Genomic DNA, 18,831 nt, shown 5'->3' with positions numbered 1-18,831 from the left:
AATTTAATTTGGGGAGGCAAAAAAATGGATAAAATCATAATCAACACTGAAAAAGCACCTGCAGCTTTAGGACCATACTCACAGGCAGTAAAGGTAGGAAATTTACTATACACTTCAGGTCAATTACCAATAAATCAAGCTGGAGAATTAGTAAATGATGATATACAAAAGGCTACAGCTGTGTGCTTAGAAAATGTTAAAGCTATTCTTGAAGAGGCTGGTACGTCCTTAGATAAAGTTGTAAAAACTATGGTATTTATAAAGGATATGAATGACTTTGCAGCCATGAATGAAGTATATGGAAAGTATTTCAATGCAAATCCACCTGCAAGATCTTGTGTTCAACCAGGTAAATTACCAAAAGATGCTTTAATAGAAATAGAAGTAATAGCAATAGTAGAATAATTAAGTATATGATTAAGCCTCCTACACAAGGAGGCTTAAATATTTATAAATAGAGGTGACTAGAAGATGAGTGTTATTACATATAAGGTAGGAAAAGAAGGCCAGGATGTGAAGATAAGAGACTACATGAAGGAGAATTTAAATCTTTCCGGTAGATTCATTCGTGGTTCCGCTATGGATAGAAGATTAAGAGTAAATGGTAAGGAAGTAAAGCTCAACTATAAACTTCAAGAAGATGATGTTATTGAAGTTACTGTTAATGCAGAGGAAAGCCAAAATATAGAAGGTGAAGATTTAAACATAAAGGTTATTTATGAAGATGATGATCTATTAATAGTTGATAAGCCTCCTTTTATGGTAGTTCACCCAACTAAAAGTCATCCTATGGGAACCTTAGCCAATGGAGTTATTCATCATTTTAGAAGTAATAATGATAATTCAATAGTAAGATTAGTTAGTAGATTAGATAGAGATACTTCTGGACTTATTATGATAGCTAAAAATCAATTTTCTCACATGAATTTAGCAAAATCCATGGAGAAGAATTTAATTAAAAAGTCTTATTTAGCTATAATTCATGGAAACCTTGAAAATCAAGAAGGGACTATAGACTTACCTATAGGAAGACATACAGATGAAACAATAAAAAGAGCAGTTTTGGAAGATGGTCAAAGAAGTATTACTCATTACAAGATAAAAGAAAGCTATAAAGAGGGAACTTTAGTAGAATTGGTCTTGGAGACTGGAAGAACCCATCAAATAAGGGTACACTTAAGCTATGTAGGATGTCCTATATATGGAGAACAACTCTATAGTGATTTTAATGATGAAGAATTAATAAGTCGTCAAGCTCTACATGCTTATGCTCTAACATTGCCACATCCTCGAAGTGGTAAGATTTTAAACTTTGAAAGTACTCTGCCAGAGGATATGACAAAGCTTATACATAACCTTCAATTCAAATAGAAAATTCATAGCCGGAGACCTAGCAGCTCTTTACTCCCACGTTGAAAAAAATAGGAGTATTAGAGTTGGAAGTCATGGAATAAAGAAATGGTGCTTCATTAGTTAATAATGCAGCACCATTTATATTTTGGTAAATTAATATTTATTTTTGTATGAATTATAAGAAGAGAAAAGTTTTTTTCGTTTTTTGGCTAATCTTCTTTTCTTAATAATATATATAATAGCCAATATTAGAAGAATAATTCCTAAAACTATTCCACCTATAATCATAAATAGATTTTTATAGCTTATAGTGTTATCTTTTGTAGTAACTAAATTTCCAACTACAGGAAGCACTTCTTCTTCGTAATCACTACCACTTAAAACCTCACTGCTATAGCTTTGATCATTATAATTAACTGCAACAGTAGTAATAGGCTCACCCTTATTAAAAAATTTATTACTAAGAGTATCCTTATTAATTACTATTGATGGCTTTTCTTTAGAACTATTATCCTTTGTATATAGTATGTTTTTATCAGCCAATAAAGGAATAATCGAACCATTAGTAGTTTCGTAAGTACCTATTTCTTCACCTTTTGAAAAAGCTTTTTCAGTGGAAAAGTTTTTAAAGGCCCAATCAAAAAGTTTAGGAGTTTCATCATAATAGGCTTTATTTTCATCAAATAATATTGCTATTATAAACTTGTTATCCCCTTTACAAGCAGAAGCTACAAAAGAATGACGAGATTCATCAGTATAGCCTGTTTTACCAGCAATGGCATCTGGATAATAGCATTCATAAGCATCGTGAAGTAGTCTATTATCGTTCCAAAGAGGTCTTTTTTCTTTAAAAATATTTGTAGGCTGTAAGAAGGTAGATTTAGTTTTAGATATTTCAATATATTTTTCGTGATTTAATAATTCTTTTTCCATAAGAGCTAAATCATAAGCTGTAGTTCTATGTTTATCATCATAAAGTCCATGAGGATTTACAAAGTTGGTATTTTTACAGCCGAGTTCCTTTGCACGTTGATTCATTAATACGGCAAACTCTTCAATGGAGCCAGAGATATGCTCTGCTAGAGCAGCAGCACAATCATTTGCAGAAACCATTATTACTGAATATAACATTTCTTCTACAGTCATCTTTTCTCCCACATCTACATAGATTTTTGAACCCTCAATGGTAGGAGGAAATTCACCTACAGTTACAACTTCATCTAGATCACAATTTTCTAGAGTTAGAAGTACTGTCATTAGTTTTGTTGTAGATGCTGGTGGATAAGGTTTATTTTCATCTTTACCATAGACCACTGCCCCAGTATTAGCATCCATAACTACCACGCTTTTACCAGTTATTGAAGGTGGGTCTGAGTATGCATATGCATTACCATAACTTAATAGGGTTATAGCAAAAAATGATAATATGATAAATAATAGTTTTTTCATAGAAATCTCCTTACTATACATATTTAATTTTTATCTAGTAACTTTTTTAACACATAATACATAATTATATCAAAAAAAAGTTGGAAGTACGATAATAATTTATAAAAAATATGGATAAGATGTTAATTGAGAGGTGTATTAAAGTGAAATTAAAAGAAAAAATAATTGGAGCATTATCCATATTAATACTTAGTATTATATTTTTGGTAGCAGGATACATAATTAATCACAATAAAGAAGAAGAATATAAAGAGGTATTCCTTGATGAACAACAGTATTTTCAAAGCCAAAATTCAAAAGGTAATGGAGAAAATGAAAATACTGAGAATAAAGATAGTAATAAAGATAGTAATAAAAAAGATAGTGAAAATCAAGAAAATATAAATGATAATAAAATAGTTGTAGATATAAAAGGTGCAGTGAAAGCTCCTAAAGAATATGAATTAAAAGCAGGTTCTAGAGTAAGAGACTTAATTGAAATAGCAGGGGGACTGACACCAGAAGCAGATGAGGAAAAGATATATTTTTCTAAAATACTAGAAGATGAACAATGTATTAAAATATATAAAATAGGCGAAGAAGTATTAGATTCAGAAATTGAAGTTGAAGAACAGCAGGAAAAGGATACAGGAGCTGTAGATTCAAAAGGAAAAATAAATATAAATAAAGCAACGGTGGATGAACTAATGACCATTCCAGGTATTGGTCAAGTAAAAGCTCAAAGTATAGTAGATTACAGAAATGAAAATGGAAAATTTAACTCCGTAGATGAACTGACAAATATAACGGGTATAGGAGTAAAAACCTTAGAGAAATTGAGAGATAAGGTAGACATAAAATGAGTATTAGTATAGAATTATTAAAGAATTAGTATAATTTTTAATACTAAATAAAGTTAAATTTAATAAAAAATAGTGTTTGTTTTTATTATAAAATAAGGAGGTAAAACCATGTCAAAAAGATTAACAGAACTTTCAAAGACCTCTGGATGAGCAGCGAAAATAGGGCCGGAGACCCTTTCAAAAATACTAGACAAATTACCTAAAATGTCAAATGAAAACCTATTAGTAGGAATAGAAACTTCTGATGATGCAGCAGTTTACAAGCTAACAGAGGATATAGCAGCTATTCAAACCTTAGATTTCTTTACACCAGTGGTAGATGATCCTTATACCTTTGGAGCCATAGCAGCTGCAAATTCCCTAAGTGATGTTTATGCCATGGGAGGAAAGCCTACAGTAGCCATGAATATAGTTTGCTTTCCTAATTGCCTTAATATAGATATATTAGGAGAAATTTTAAAAGGTGGCGCTGATAAAGTCATAGAAGCAGGTGCCGTAGTGATTGGTGGACATACTGTTGAAGATGACGAACCTAAGTATGGGTTATCTGTTATGGGAATAGTACATCCTGAAAAGGTCCTTAAAAACCACGGTTGTAAGGTGGGAGACGTACTTATATTAACAAAGCCTATAGGTACAGGAATTGTTAATACAGCTATAAAGGCAGAAATAGCATCCAAGGAAGTATATGATGAAGCTGTAAAGGTTATGAGTACCTTAAATAAATATGCAGGTGAAATTATAGTAGATTACAACATAAATGCATGCACAGATGTTACTGGCTTTGGAATAATGGGTCACGGATATGAGATGGCATCAGCTTCTGATATCACTATAAAGTTATTTAAAGATAAAATTCCAGTGATTAAAGGTGCTAGAGAATATGCAGAGATGGGTTTAGTGCCTGCAGGAACCTATAACAATAAAGGATATTTAGATGGCAAGTATAAATTAGAGGATATTCCAGAATGGTTAGAGGATGCTTTATTTGATCCACAAACCTCAGGAGGTTTATTAATATCTACTCCTCAAGATCAAGTTCAGTCTATGATGGAAAGATTAATGAAGTTAGATATAAAACCTGCTATTATTGGTGAAGTAATTGAAAAGGGTGAAGTACCCCTAGTGGTGGAATAGATAGCCATACATAAGTTGTATCTTATTAAAATGCATGGGAGAAGTAAAATGAATAAGGAATTATTAAGAAAATTACCTAAGATAGATGAACTTTTAAAACTTCAATCAGTAAATAAGTTAATAGAAGAAAATTCTAGAACCATAGTTTTAGAATCCTTAAGGGAAGCCATAGAATTTTATAGAAATGGTATATTAAAAGGCAATATAGATAGTTTAAATACAGAGCAAGTACTAGATTTTGCAGTTCATACTCTAGAAAGCAAAAACAAAATGCACCTAGAAAGGGTGATAAATGCCACAGGAACTGTTATACATACTAATTTAGGTCGTTCACTTTTAGGAAAAAAAGCTATAGAAAATGTGATAACAGTGGCAGGTAGCTATAATAATTTAGAATATGACATAGAAAGCGGGAAAAGAGGTTCTAGATATTCTCACATAGAAGAAATTATTAAAAAGGTTACTGGAGCAGAAGCTGCCATGGTAGTAAATAATAATGCAGCAGCTATAATGTTAGTCCTAGATACCTTAGCAAAGGAAAAGGAAGTCATAGTTTCTAGAGGAGAACTAGTAGAAATAGGTGGCTCCTTTAGAATACCAGAAGTTATGAAGTTTAGTGGAGCTAAGCTAGTGGAAATAGGAACTACAAATAGAACTCATCTATATGATTATGAAAATAATATAAGAGAAAATACAGGAGTACTTTTAAAGGTTCATACCTCTAACTTTAAAGTTTTAGGCTTTACAGAAGGAGTGTCCTTAGAGCAGCTTGTAGAACTGGGAGAAAAGCATGAAATTCCGGTGGTAGAAGATATAGGTAGTGGAGTTCTTATAGACTTTGGTAAATATGGTTTTACCTATGAACCTACCGTGCAAGATAGCATAAAAAAAGGTATTGATGTAGTAACTTTTAGTGGAGATAAAATGCTAGGTGGTCCACAGGCGGGAATCATTGTTGGGAAAAAGAAATATATCGATAGAATGAAAAAGAATCAATTAACTAGGGCCCTAAGAGTTGACAAAATGACTTTAGCAGCCTTAGAAGGTACCTTAAAATATTATATAGATGAAAAAGAAGCTATAGATAACATTCCATCTTTAAATATGATTTTGATGCCTAAGGAAGAAGTTAAGAAAAAATGTATACTTCTAAAGAGAAAGCTACAAAGTAAGACTAAGGACTTTAAATTTTATATAGACAAAGGTGAATCCATGGTAGGTGGAGGGTCTATGCCTACAGAAAAAATTGAAACCTATGTAGTTAAAGTAACCAGTGAAAAATTTTCTCCAGAGGATATGGAGAGAAAACTTAGATTAGGGGAAACTCCACTAATAGCTAGGGTTTACAATGATGAGCTAGTTTTAGATGGAAGAACCTTATTTAAAGAAGATTTTGATGAAATAGTACAATGTTTTAAGGCTATAGAGTAGATTAGATCAATCAGGTGGGTTACTACCTACCTGCTCTATTATAAAACAGATGCTTTGAAAGGATGAAGTAAAATAGATGAAGCATATAATTATAGGTACTGCTGGACATATTGACCATGGTAAAACTACCTTAATTAAAGCTCTTACAGGAAGGGAAACAGATACTCTACAAGAAGAAAAAAATAGAGGAATATCTATAAATTTAGGATTTACCTATTTTGACTTACCTTCAGGAAGAAGAGCAGGAATAATTGACGTACCAGGTCATGAAAAATTCATTAAAAATATGTTGGCAGGAATAAGTAGTATAGATGTGGTGTTACTTGTAATAGCTGCCGATGAAGGAATAATGCCGCAAACCAGGGAACACTTTGAAATATTAAAACTTTTAAATATAAAAAAAGGCATAGTAGTATTAACCAAGTCAGATTTAGTGGAAGCTGATTGGTTAGATATGATAAAGGAAGACATAAAGGAAGAATTTAAGGATACTTTTTTAGAGGATGCACCTATTCACGCAGTATCCTCTAAGACTAAAATGGGTTTTGAAGAATTAATTGTAGATATAGATAAATTAACAGAAGAAGTAGAAGCAAAGGATACAGAAGGTCATTTTAGATTACCAGTAGATAGATCCTTTAGTATAAGTGGTTTTGGTACAGTGGTAACTGGAACTATAATAAGTGGAAAGGTATCCCTAGGTGATACCGTGGAGATATATCCAGGTAAGGTTAAGGCCAAGGTTAGAGGAATAAGAGTCCATGATGTGCCTTCAGAACTTGGAGAAGCAGGACAGCGTTGTGCCATAAATCTTGCCAATATTAAGGTGTCAGAGGTACAAAGAGGTAATGTGGTAGCTAAGGAAGATATTATGGAGCCCTCTTTAATCATAGATTGTAAGTTGTACCATATAAAAACCGCTGAAAAGTCTATAGTAAATAGACAAAGGGTAAGGCTATATCATGGTACAGAAGAAATAATCTGTAGAATTATACCTTTAGATAAAGAAGAAATTAAACCTGGACAGTGGGCTTACGTTCAACTGAGATTAGAAAAGCCTATTACAGTTCAAAGAAATGACCGCTACATCATAAGAAGCTATTCTCCTATGAATACCATAGCAGGAGGTATAATAATAGAGCCTAATGCTAAAAAATCTAAGAAGGTTACTGCTGAGTATTTAGAAGAATTAAAATTAAAAGAAAGTGGTAAATCTACTAATATTTTAGAAAATACAGTGAAAAATTTAAGCGATACCTATCCAGATTCTTTAGCTATATTAAAGAGTCTTGGTAAAAACATGGATAACATAGAAGAGGAATTAAAAGCTTTAGAAGATCAAGAAACCATAATAAGACTAGGAGGACAGGATAATAGCATATTCATCCATAAAGATTTCTTAAAGGATAAAACAAAAGAATTAAAGGAACTCATAGAAGATTTCCATAAAAAGAATCCATTAAAATTTGGAATGTCTAAGGAAGAAGCTAAAAATAAAATATTTACTAAAAAATTAAAACAAAAGAATTATGATGAGATATTAAACATGTTAGTAGAAAAGAAAACATTAAAAGTAAGTGAAAAGTTTATAGCTTTATATGATTTTAATGTAACCTTGAATAAAGAACAAGAAAGAATGAAAAACTTTATAATAAATGAATATAAAAGGTTAAAGTTTACCCCTCCTAAATATGTAGACTTAGGCCAAGGGGAAAAAGATAGAGCTGGATTTAAGATGGTATATGAACTCCTAATAGATAAGGAAATTTTAATTAAATTAAATGAAGACTGCACTCTTCTTAAGGAAGATTATGAAGAAGCTAAGAATAAGGTAAGAAATTATATCCTTGAAAATGGCTCTATATCAGCAGCTACAGCTAAAGAAATTTTTGAAAGTAACAGAAAATATACCATTGCTATCATGGAACATCTAGATAGTATAAAATTCACTAAACGTGTAGAAAATGATAGAGTAATGTATTAATAGTGAAAAAAATCAAGTATTGATGATTTTAATACTTGATTTTTTATCTATTACATCTTATAATACCAAGTGTAGGAAGTAATATGGGAGTAGATAGGTGCTGGTGTGCCTGCCGGTCTTCAAAACCGAGTTGCCGTGCTAAGACCACGACGGGTGAGTTCGATTCTCACATATTCCCGCCAAAGTAATATAAGGACTTGAAAGTTAGTAATACCAACGGTAAATAACTTTTGGGTCCTTATTTTATGCCTGAAAAACTAGAAATATGTTTGTAGGCTGCGAGAATAAACAGAGTTCTTTGCTTCAGAGGGAGTTTTTACTCCCTCTGAAGGTTACTAACAGAATTCTTAGTATCAGTATTTTCGATACTTAGAATTCGTTGTCCTTTAGGGGAAATCGTTATCCAGGGTCGTAGCCGCTCTTTACTCCCACTTTGAAAAAGATGGGAGTATTAGAGCGGGTAGTCATCGGATAAATTGAAAAATATCGATGAAATTTGTTGTAATAAAAAGTAAAATGTTTTAAAAAAATACAGTAAAAATATTGAAAATAAATAATTCAAATGGTAATATAGGTATATGTAATACGTAACACGTACTACATATACCTATATTTTATTTGGAGGGGAGGAGATTTTATGAAGTATATTGGAAATGCCTATGGCTCAGGTGGAATTAGCCCAATGTGCGCAGTAGATGGATGTCCAGCTAAGGCTTGTGGAGCTGATGGATGTGCAGGTAAATTATGTGGCGGAAACGCATGTGGTGGAAATGCATGTGGAATTGAAGCATGTGCAGTAGATGTTTGTCCTGTAGACGGATGTTGGATCGATATTTTTTCAACTACTGGTGAAAATTAGGAGGTGTTTATATGTTTATTGGAAATTTATATTCAGAGGGAGATCATTACAAGGGAACTATAGAAACAGCTTGTTGGATTGACGGTTGTGGAGCTAAGGTTTGCGGACTTAAGTTCTGGTAAAAAAAATTAAGAGCATTAGAGAGCAAGATTTTACTGTAATCTAATGCTCTACATATTGGAGGGATATTAATTAATGAAGTATTCAAAATTTAATCTTTTAATACCATACAACAAAGAAGAAAATATTTTATTTAATACATTATCAGGAAATAGTTTTTTAGTTGATGATAAGACTATGGGAAAAATGAAAGAAAATGATATGAGTGAAATAGACGAAGAGCTAAAAAAAGAAATGATTGAGAAAAAATTAATAGTACCAGATGAGATAGATGAAAATAGATATTTTGATTTTTATCATAATAAAGCTAAGTATGGAAATAATAATTTATCTTATACAATTTTATTGACATGGGCATGTAATTTGAGATGCGTATATTGTTATGAAGGTGCAGGAGAGGCAAAGAGTAATTCAATGACAATAGAAACAGCTAATTCTATAATAAAACATATAAAAAATGAATCTCTTCAAAGAGGAACAAAAAGTGTAAACATTATACTTTTTGGAGGAGAACCTCTAGTAAATTATAAAGCAGGAGAACACATACTAGAAGAACTTAGCCAATTTTGTAAAGAAAACAATATGACACTTGTAACATCAATTATAACCAATGGTACATTGTTAGACGAAAGAATAGTAGAATCATTAGTTAAATATAATTGTAAGTATGTACAAATAACAATAGATGGAACGAGAGAAATTCATAATACAAGAAGAATAGGAAAAAATGGAGAAGGAACCTTTGATAAAATAATAGAAAGCTTAGAGTTGCTAAAAAAATACAAGGACAAGCTGCATACAGTAATTAGAGTAAATGTAGACAAAACTAATATAAAAGATATGAATGAACTTATGGATTTCTTTCATAGCAAAGGGCTTGATGAATTAAGTATAGATTTTGGAATAGTAAGAGGTGGAACAGATGCATGTTCATCCTATGAAGATAACTGTTATGTAGAGGAAGAATTAGGTGATTTATTAAGCAATTTGTGGACAAAGGCAGGTAAAGTAGGCTTTGATGTTAAGAGAAGACCAATGAGAAAATGGACATACTGTGGACTTAATTGTGATAATAATTTTACCATTGAGCCAAGTGGAGAAATGTATAAGTGCTGGGAACATACTGGTGAAGAAGAACATAGAATTGGTAAGTTAGATGCAGATGGAAATATAAAAGATATAACATATAAATACTTTGAATGGATGACTAGAAATCCACTAAATGTAGAGGAGTGTAGAGATTGTGTATATCTTCCAGCATGTGGAGGTGGATGTGGATCAGTTAGCTATGGAAAAAGTGAGAAGTATGAAGATTCAGGTTGCTTTAAAATAAAGGGGATAGTAGAAGAACAAGTTAAGAGTTACTTTTCAGAAATTATAAATAAGGGTTAGTGAGTTTAATGAAAATATTTCGTTTAATTCAATTTAGTCTATCAAAAAGAAAATCTGAGTTTTTTACATTTTTGATTTTAAGTATTTTATCATGGAGTATTAATATAATAATGCCTTATATTATTGGAGATTATATTGATAATTTAATAAATGTAAAAGCAATGGAAAATATATATCGTTTTACATTAATATCTATTGTACTTACGATTTTTGCAATAATAAGCTCATATCTATCAAACATGAAAAAAGTAAAAATTGTTACTAATATATCTTATGATTTAAAAGAAAAGTTATTATTACAGTTGACGAAAACAAGTCAAATTGAATTAAAGAAAAAAGATGCAGCTTATTTAAGTCAAAGAATCTTTTCAGATACAGAAGAGATATCAAGTTTTTTTATAACTAATTCAATAGGTATAGTAATACAGGTATTAAGTATTATAATTGTAGGATTTATGCTTTTTAAAATAGATTGGTTAATGAGTTTAGTATTAATGATATTTGTTCCTATATATATTATTTCTTATTTAGCATTTAAAAAGCCTTTATATGAGAAAGGATATTCAGTAAAAGAAGAAGAAAATATATTTTTTTCAGATGTAAGTTATAAAATAAGTAATATTTATTTTATTAAGTTAAATTCTTTATATCAAAATATATTAACTGAAGTACGTGAAAAATATGAAAAGTTATATAATATCATTATGAAATTTACTAAACTAGCTTATATTTTTTCATCGTTAGGTTCTACAATAAATAATTTAGCCAAAATAGCACTTATATTTATAGGTGGAGTAAGAATTATAAGTGGTAATTTAACTATTGGAGAATTTACAATAATGAGCAGTTATTTTGCTATTTTTATTGGAGCAGTAAATTACTTTTTAGAATTAGGAAAAACCTATCAAAGTGCTTTAATATGTCTTAATAGAATAGGAGAAGTTAGCACTTTAGAAAAGGAAATCAATGGAAGTGAACTAATAGGACACATTGATGAAATAGAGCTAAAAAATGTTTCTTTTAGCTATAATGGTAATGGAAATATTTTTAAGCCCATCAGTTATTTATTTGAAAAAGGAAGTATATACTGTATTGTTGGAGAAAATGGAAGTGGAAAAAGTACTTTAATTAATGTCATATTAAATATATATAATAATTATCAGGGCGAAGTATTTATAAATAATAAAAGTATAAAAAATATAGATATGCTTTGTGCCAGAAGAGATTTATTTTCAGTTGCAGAACAAAATCCTGCTTTATTTGAAAGTAATTTGGAGGCAAACTTGAAATATTCAATAGATAATTGTGACCTTGAGCTTTTAAATTATTATGTAGAAGCGTTCAAATTATATAATGGAGAGTCTAGATCAAATTTGAGCGAAAAAAAAGTAAATAAAAAGAATGACACCATATCTGGTGGAGAAAAACAAAAAGTTTCATTAATTAGAGCACTTTTAAAAGATTCGCATTGTCTCATATTAGATGAACCATCAACATATTTAGATGAAGATGGAATGAATGCGTTAAAAAAGATTTTATATGAAGTTAAAGATAATAAGATAGTAATTATAGTTACACACGATGATAAGATAAGAGAAATCGCAGATTATGTTTTTTCTGTTAATAAGTAATATTTTTGAGATTTTTAGATATTAAACCATGACTACAAGTCTAATACTCCCATATTTTTTAAAATGAGAATAAAGAGTTGCTACGTCCGTGGTTAAGTATTTCACTAAGGGACAACAACCTATTAGTATGGAAATGTTGATACTGAAAATTCTGTTAGTGAGTATCAAAAATACTGATATTAAGAACTCTGTTAGTAGGTATCAATAATACTGATACTAAGATGTATATTAGCATGTATCACAATAGGATACTAAGAAATCTGTTTATGGTAATATAAATTTTTCACTTGCATTTAATTCAATAGAGTATTAAAATGATGTACTACGTAGAACATATTAAGTAATGTGTAGTACATCTTTTTATTATAGAAAAGTTTACTATAAAAGGATCTAAAGACAACAATAGATCAGTAATACTGGTTGTAGTTTTACTACAATAATACATAACAATAAGTTTAAAGGCAATAACGGAGTAATTAATATTTGGAATTGGAGGTTAATAATAAAAATTAAAGATGGAAGATAAGTATAAACCATTAACAGAATCAACCTATTATGTAATGATAGCATTTCTTTATGAAAAACATGGATATGCTATAAAAATGTTTTTAGAAGATAAAACTCATGGTAGAATTAGTTTAGGACCTGGTACTCTATATGGAATTATAAATAAACTGAATGAAAAGAATTATTTAACGCCTATAGAAGATGATGAGAATGACAAAAGAAACTCTTACGAGTTAACAGATGAGGGAAAAGAAGTACTTAAGAATGAATATGAAAGAATAAAAGAAATCTATACCTTTGGAGAAAGATTTATTGATAAGAAGTTATAAATTTAAAGGGAGGTAAAAAAGTGATTAAAAAATTTAGGCTTTTTTTAGACCCAATTGAAGGTCAGGAAAGGTGGTTAAACAATATTGCAAAACAAGGATACAAACTAAAAAGTGTATCTCAAAGGGGATGTTTATATACATTTTCAAAGGAAAAAGATAACCACTATATTTACACAGTGGAATTAGTTTCCAATCACAGTAATGAGTATATTGACAATTATATAAAAGAACTAAATGATTTTGGAATTAAATGTTTTATAAAGGGAAGTAACCTTGGACAGTATTCTTTTGGAAAGTTTAAACTTAGACCATTTATTAAAGAAAGTAAATCTAGAGTTGCAACTTCTAAAAATATAAATAGGGAATTATTAATTTTGGAAAAACCAAAGGAAAAGGATGAAGATAAATTTGAAATATATACAGATGTAGAGGATATTAATCAATATTACTCTAATATGGTTTCCTTATTTAGATATTTTACATTAATTCCATCATTATTTTTACTTTTAGTTTTATATGATCTTCTATGGAAAGGAAACTATAATACTTTAGAATTAAAGATAATTATTGCAATTGTTTTATTTATATTCACAGTTTTTTGGGGATATAAAAGTTTATATTATAAGAAAAAAGTCCAAAAGTAGAAACCTAATCAGTAAATAGATAAATAGATAAATAATTAAATGAAATAACAAGTAAAATATACAGAAAAAGTAAGGTTGGTATTGAAGGTGTACAAAAACAATGATATAATAATTATATTATAATACGAGTGACGTATTATAATATAATTATCAGACAGGAGGTATAGTTAAAATTTTAAGAATATTTGTTTTATTTTTAGGAGGTATATTTTGAAAAAGTTAGTATTATGTTTTTTTATCATTGCATTAACATTTATGTCATTGGTAGCTTGTAATAACTATAGTACAGAGAATTCAAGTTATAAGATTAATAGTGGAGACATAAGTAAAGATAATAATGGGATAAAAGGTTCTTATAAAGAATACAACGGATATTATGAATATAGTGTAAAATTTGAAACGGAAGAAGTGAAATTTCATATTGATTCAGAAACTTTAAATGGTGACATAAATATTAAATTGATAGACAAAGAAAAAAATGAAGTTTTTTCAGTAGAAAAACCAGATGATTTTAAAAAAGATGTGGAGATTAACAAAGATGAAAAATATACTATTGTCATAGAAGGAAAAAATCATGAAGGTGATTTTAATATTAAATGGGAATAGATTAATTAAAATAAATACTTAAAAGGGAGTAAAACTCCATTCCTTTTTTTGTAACGGGGTCAGACCCCCTCTCATTCTATGAGAGGGGGGTCTGACCCCGTTACTTTTTTTGGAATAATCCTTGAAACCCGCATGAACACAACAAATAGTTAACTAGTTAACTAGTTAACTATTTATATAGTTTTATAGGTAAATAGGTAACTATAGAAATAGTCATATAGTTACCTATACAAATATTTCTATATTTACATATGATTTCATTGATATATTCATACAATTTTATATTTACATTCACTATATTAACTTCAATGAAATTATAAATAAAAATTTTTATTATATAAATAAAGGATTTTCATCCTAAAAAAAGAATAATAGATATTACATTTAAGAATAGAAAACCTGTATTCTATATGGGAAATAAGTTATATATTATATTTCTACGATTGTAAGGGAGAAATGGATTATGAAGAAAGTTTTGACAGTGGTATTAATAGCAATTTTATATTTATCCTATTTCGGAGCAACCGTTGTAAAATCGAATTTTTTTGGGAACATTTTATCTCCCATTGTAACTTTTATAGCAGCTTATTATGTTTTTAAAGGTTTTTATATGGAGGAGAAAAATAAGACATTAAAAACTTCAGGACTATTTTTGGCTCTAAGTATTTTAAACTGGGCTGTTTGTGATGTTATGTGGGCAGTGGAAGCTATAATTCTGAAAATTAATCCAGAACAAGTTAGTGCTATAGTAAGTGGGTATTTATTAACTAATGTACTGTTACTATGTTCCTTAATTATAGGTGGATATCATCAATTTAAAAAATGGAATGCAACCCAGGTTTTAATAGATACTGTTGCAATAACAATCTGTACTATGACTTTAGTTTGGGTTATATTTTTTAATACTGATATGCAAAATGCAATACTTATGAAAAGTGATTGGATTTTTATGATTTGTGTATTTGTAGACTTTTTAATATTTATATGGGTTGCTAGTTGGTTCTTGTCTATAAGAAAAGGGAAAATACCTTTATATTTAAGGGTTACAGCTGGTTCATATATACTTTATATAGTTTTTGATATTATTTATTATTATGAATATTTTTACAGCCTATATGAGCCGAATTCATTATTAGATGCTGCATATGTAATTGCTTTTGGAGTGGCAGCTATAGGGTCAATTATTAAAATTAAAACTCAACATAAGATAGAACGTACTGAATTCATGAATAGTGGTAGAAATAAAAAGGGGCTTTTATTATTAACTGCTCCAATAATTTTAATCCTATTTAAAGGAGTGCAGTTAGAATATTTATTATTAATGCTTATAGTTATTACCTTTTACTATATACATTCAAATCATGTTCAAACCAATATACTTAAAGAAGAATTATTAAAAAATGAAAAGCAATTAAACTTAAGGTTGGAAAGCAAGGTTCAGGAAAGAACAAAAGAGTTAAATGATTTGATAAATAAAGATGTAGTTACAGGATTACATAGTAGGAGATATTTTCTTCAGCAGATAGATAATAATATTAATAATCTGAAGAAAGATGAAAATATTATTCTTTTTTACATTGATTTAAATAAATATAAAATGCTAAAAACCATGTTTGGTAATTATATTGGGGAAGAAGTATTAGTGGAAATAGGAAAGAGACTTAAAGAGTATGTTTACAGAGAAGAAGATATTTTAGCTTCCTTTGGTGAAGATGTTTTTGTTTTTGCTAAGGAAGGTTCATATACCTATGAAGATGGATTAGAAATGGCTAAAAATCTTATACATGCCTGTAGCGACATATTTACCATTGAAGAGTATGATATACGAGTTACTTTAAATGTAGGAATATCTATATATCCCCTTGATGCAAAAAATAGAGATGAAATGATTAAACATGCAGATATAGCTATGCTACAAGCTAGGCTATTAGGATTTAATAGGGCAATGGTCTTTACCCAAAAACTAGGAGAATTAGCATTTGCTAAAAATGAAATTGAAATTATGCTTAAAAAAGCTGACTTTAATGAAGAATTTCAATTGTATTATCAACCACAAGTCTCCATTGAAGATGAAACAATTATAGGCTTTGAGGCACTTATGCGATGGCAAAGAAATGATGGAAAATTCATTTCTCCTGGTGAATTTATTCCCATTGCAGAGGAAACAGGATTTATAATTCCCATAGGATATTGGGTTATGGAAACTGCCATGGCACAGCTATCCCAGTGGAAGAAAAAAACTAATAAACACCTTAGAATGGCAATTAATGTTTCTGTAAGACAGTTAAAGGATAATAGTTTCATTATAAAATTAAAAGAAACCATGGAAAGATATCATATTGCACCTGAAGAAGTAGAAATTGAAATTACAGAGACTTTAGAATTGGAAGAAGATATAAAAGTTAAAGATACATTGTTAAAGATTAATGCAATGGGTATTTCAATAGCTGTTGATGACTTTGGTACTGGATATTCTTCTTTATATTATTTAAAGCAGTTACCAGTAGATAGGATAAAAATAGCCAAACCTTTAGTAGACCTAATAGATAAAGATAACTATGATTATGCAATCGTTAAGGCTGTAATTACCGTTGCTAAAGCAATAGGGGTTCCTGTAATAGCTGAAGGGGTTGAAAGAAAGGAACAATTGGAATGTCTAAGAAAATTACAATGTGATGAGATTCAGGGATATTACTTTGCAAAGCCAACGCCAGCTAAAGAAATATATAAAAATTGGTTATAAAACTGAATTACAATTTATTATAAATAGTTTTTAAAAATTATGGTAGGGGGGATACTTATGGAATTACTAGATTTTTATCCTATAGAAAAGATTAAGCATACAATAAATGAATCTCTTAGGTATATTAATTTTGATTTGATGAAAATTTTTATCCACAATAGAAATTCAAATGAGCTATTAGAAATTCAATCATCCTATATAAAATCTACAGATTTTATAAGCAATTTATTAGAAAGTGATATGAAGCCTAATATTAGAAGCTTGGAAACTAATTTTAAGATTATATTTAACTCAAAGAAGACTCTAATACTAGATAATAAAACCAAAGTGAATAATAGTTCAGGATTTGGAAAAGCATTTTCTGGTTCCTATTATGAAATTTATATTCCTTTATTTGAAGGTGAAAAGTTTTCTAAGGAAGTTTATGGATTTATATGTATGGTGGCATTTAAAGAAAGCGACTTTAGAATACAATTTAATAATGAGGATTTTCAGAAATTAATTATGCAAATTATTAATTATTCTTATAAGAATAAAGATAAGTATACAAATGATATATATGGATTTTTAAATATTTTATTATATATGAGTGAAATAAATGAACCCTATATGCTTTCACATCCCTATAACGTTGCGCATTTATGTTTAACCATAGGCGAAAAATTAGGGTTATCTAAAGATGAGCTAAAGAGACTTCAGATTGCAGCATTGCTTCATAACATAGGTAGAATATATCTTGATCCTAATATAAGAGATAAAAAGTGGGATGCTACTAAAGAGGAAGAAGAAATTTTAAAAAATAAAGTTAATTATAGTTATAATATAGCATTGCAAGTTGACAAGTTTTTAAGGGTTGGAGGATTTCCGGAAATAATCTTATATCATAATGAGAGAATAGATGGAAAGGGCTATCCCTATGGTAAAATGGATAAGGAAATACCTATTGGTAGTAAAATTCTTTCTATAGCAGATTACATTGATTCCATGATGACTAACACTTATATTAGAAAACGTAAAAGTGTTGAAGAAATTATCGAAGAACTATATGATAGTGGTGGTACTAGATTTGATAATAGTATAGTACAAGTTGCAGTAAATGTATTGTTAGAAGAAAGTGCGGATTATGATAAGCTTTTAATGGGTTCAGGAATATATTGCAATCTAACTATAGCAATAGAGGATAATGAAAGTCATAAAAAAAGTAGCATTACTAGCTTTGGTAATATTAGAAAAGATGGAGAAACATACATTTTTACAAATACTGAAAAATATTTAAATAGAGTGTTAGATAAAAGGCTTATAACTAAACTTACAATTTACATTCAGTTAAATAATATTATGATGAAATTTAGACCTACACTAAAAAATATTTCAGATGATGAAATTACATTTTCTAATTTAGAACTAATAAAAGAAAATGATACATTTTCATTAAGATGGCTCATTGATGGTAAATTTATAACTACCAATAAAAAAGAATACGAAATATATATAAATTTAATTGGTGGCGAATTTATAGACTTTTATTTATACAAAAAAGATATAGATGAAGAAATAAAGGTAGGAATTATTTTTATTGATTATGAAGATGGAGAAAAGATAAAAATTCCTGGATGTATTATTAATTCATATTCTATGGAGGATAAAATATTCTTTAGATTTAAATATGTTGGCATAAATTCAAATACCAAAGATATAATTTTTAAAGAAATGTTTAAAAAGCAAATTGAAATGAGAACAATGTATTCTAAGTTTTCTAATAGAGTTATTAAAAATTTGTAAAAATGTAGTTTTATCCATAAAA

The 18,831-nt window shown here is 29.1% G+C and carries 15 protein-coding genes and 1 tRNA gene; 15 read left to right on the top strand and 1 reads right to left on the bottom strand.

Features of this window, described 5'->3' with window-relative positions; translation table 11 throughout:
- Positions 1–24 precede the first annotated feature (24 nt).
- The gene (locus B3086_RS09935; protein WP_035128819.1) at positions 25–405 is read left to right on the top strand and encodes a RidA family protein; all 381 of its coding nucleotides are present in this window, start codon (positions 25–27) and stop codon (positions 403–405) included.
- A 66-nt stretch (positions 406–471) separates the two neighbouring features.
- A complete protein-coding gene (locus B3086_RS09930; protein ID WP_346848399.1) occupies positions 472–1,371 on the top strand; it encodes an RluA family pseudouridine synthase in 900 nt (299 codons plus the stop codon).
- Positions 1,372–1,506: 135 nt separating this feature from the next.
- Here B3086_RS09930 and B3086_RS09925 read toward each other — a convergent pair whose 3' ends face one another.
- Positions 1,507–2,802, bottom strand: coding sequence for a D-alanyl-D-alanine carboxypeptidase family protein (locus B3086_RS09925; RefSeq protein ID WP_346880174.1), 1,296 nt, complete (start codon positions 2,800–2,802; stop codon positions 1,507–1,509).
- Positions 2,803–2,912: 110 nt separating this feature from the next.
- Between B3086_RS09925 and B3086_RS09920 the strand changes: the two genes are divergently transcribed.
- The 13 genes from B3086_RS09920 to B3086_RS09860 all read left to right on the top strand — a co-directional run bounded on the left by B3086_RS09920 (position 2,913) and on the right by B3086_RS09860 (position 18,809).
- A complete protein-coding gene (locus tag B3086_RS09920; protein ID WP_346890915.1) occupies positions 2,913–3,644 on the top strand; it encodes a helix-hairpin-helix domain-containing protein in 732 nt (243 codons plus the stop codon).
- A 108-nt stretch (positions 3,645–3,752) separates the two neighbouring features.
- Positions 3,753–4,781 carry a selenide, water dikinase SelD gene (gene selD, locus B3086_RS09915; protein ID WP_084178008.1) on the top strand — a complete coding sequence of 343 codons (1,029 nt, stop codon included), beginning with the start codon at positions 3,753–3,755 and terminating at the stop codon, positions 4,779–4,781.
- Between the two features lie 48 nt (positions 4,782–4,829).
- Positions 4,830–6,212, top strand: a complete 1,383-nt coding sequence (selA, locus tag B3086_RS09910; protein ID WP_346848402.1) for an L-seryl-tRNA(Sec) selenium transferase — start codon at positions 4,830–4,832, stop codon at positions 6,210–6,212.
- A gap of 76 nt (positions 6,213–6,288) precedes the next feature.
- Complete coding sequence (gene selB / locus B3086_RS09905; protein ID WP_346848403.1) at positions 6,289–8,196, top strand: selenocysteine-specific translation elongation factor; 1,908 nt, start codon at positions 6,289–6,291, stop codon at positions 8,194–8,196.
- 85 nt (positions 8,197–8,281) lie between these two features.
- Positions 8,282–8,378, top strand: a tRNA-Sec gene (locus tag B3086_RS09900).
- A gap of 455 nt (positions 8,379–8,833) precedes the next feature.
- Positions 8,834–9,055, top strand: coding sequence for a Cys-every-fifth RiPP peptide CefA (locus B3086_RS09895; RefSeq protein WP_346848404.1), 222 nt, complete (start codon positions 8,834–8,836; stop codon positions 9,053–9,055).
- Between the two features lie 195 nt (positions 9,056–9,250).
- Positions 9,251–10,567, top strand: coding sequence for a Cys-every-fifth radical SAM/SPASM peptide maturase CefB (locus B3086_RS09890; RefSeq protein ID WP_346848405.1), 1,317 nt, complete (start codon positions 9,251–9,253; stop codon positions 10,565–10,567).
- Positions 10,568–10,575: 8 nt separating this feature from the next.
- Positions 10,576–12,198: an ABC transporter ATP-binding protein gene (locus B3086_RS09885; RefSeq protein ID WP_346893333.1), complete on the top strand. Its 1,623-nt coding sequence runs from the start codon at positions 10,576–10,578 to the stop codon at positions 12,196–12,198.
- A 515-nt stretch (positions 12,199–12,713) separates the two neighbouring features.
- Entirely contained in the window at positions 12,714–13,034 is a 321-nt protein-coding gene (locus B3086_RS09880) for a PadR family transcriptional regulator (protein WP_346848407.1), read from the top strand.
- 20 nt (positions 13,035–13,054) lie between these two features.
- A complete protein-coding gene (locus tag B3086_RS09875; protein ID WP_346848408.1) occupies positions 13,055–13,678 on the top strand; it encodes a DUF2812 domain-containing protein in 624 nt (207 codons plus the stop codon).
- A 210-nt stretch (positions 13,679–13,888) separates the two neighbouring features.
- Positions 13,889–14,284 (top strand): hypothetical protein, encoded by a 396-nt coding sequence (locus B3086_RS09870; RefSeq protein WP_346848409.1) that lies wholly within the window; start codon positions 13,889–13,891, stop codon positions 14,282–14,284.
- Positions 14,285–14,747: 463 nt separating this feature from the next.
- A complete protein-coding gene (locus B3086_RS09865; protein WP_346893331.1) occupies positions 14,748–17,027 on the top strand; it encodes a bifunctional diguanylate cyclase/phosphodiesterase in 2,280 nt (759 codons plus the stop codon).
- A gap of 57 nt (positions 17,028–17,084) precedes the next feature.
- Entirely contained in the window at positions 17,085–18,809 is a 1,725-nt protein-coding gene (locus B3086_RS09860; protein WP_346893329.1) for an HD-GYP domain-containing protein, read from the top strand.
- The last annotated feature ends 22 nt before the right edge of the window (positions 18,810–18,831 follow it).

Source organism: Clostridium sp. UBA871, from assembly GCF_002295255.1.
GTDB classification, from domain to species: Bacteria; Bacillota; Clostridia; order Clostridiales; family Clostridiaceae; genus Clostridium_J; species Clostridium_J sulfidigenes.
Note: the sequence above shows the minus strand (reverse complement) of the source record. Positions and strands in the feature narration are given on the sequence as shown.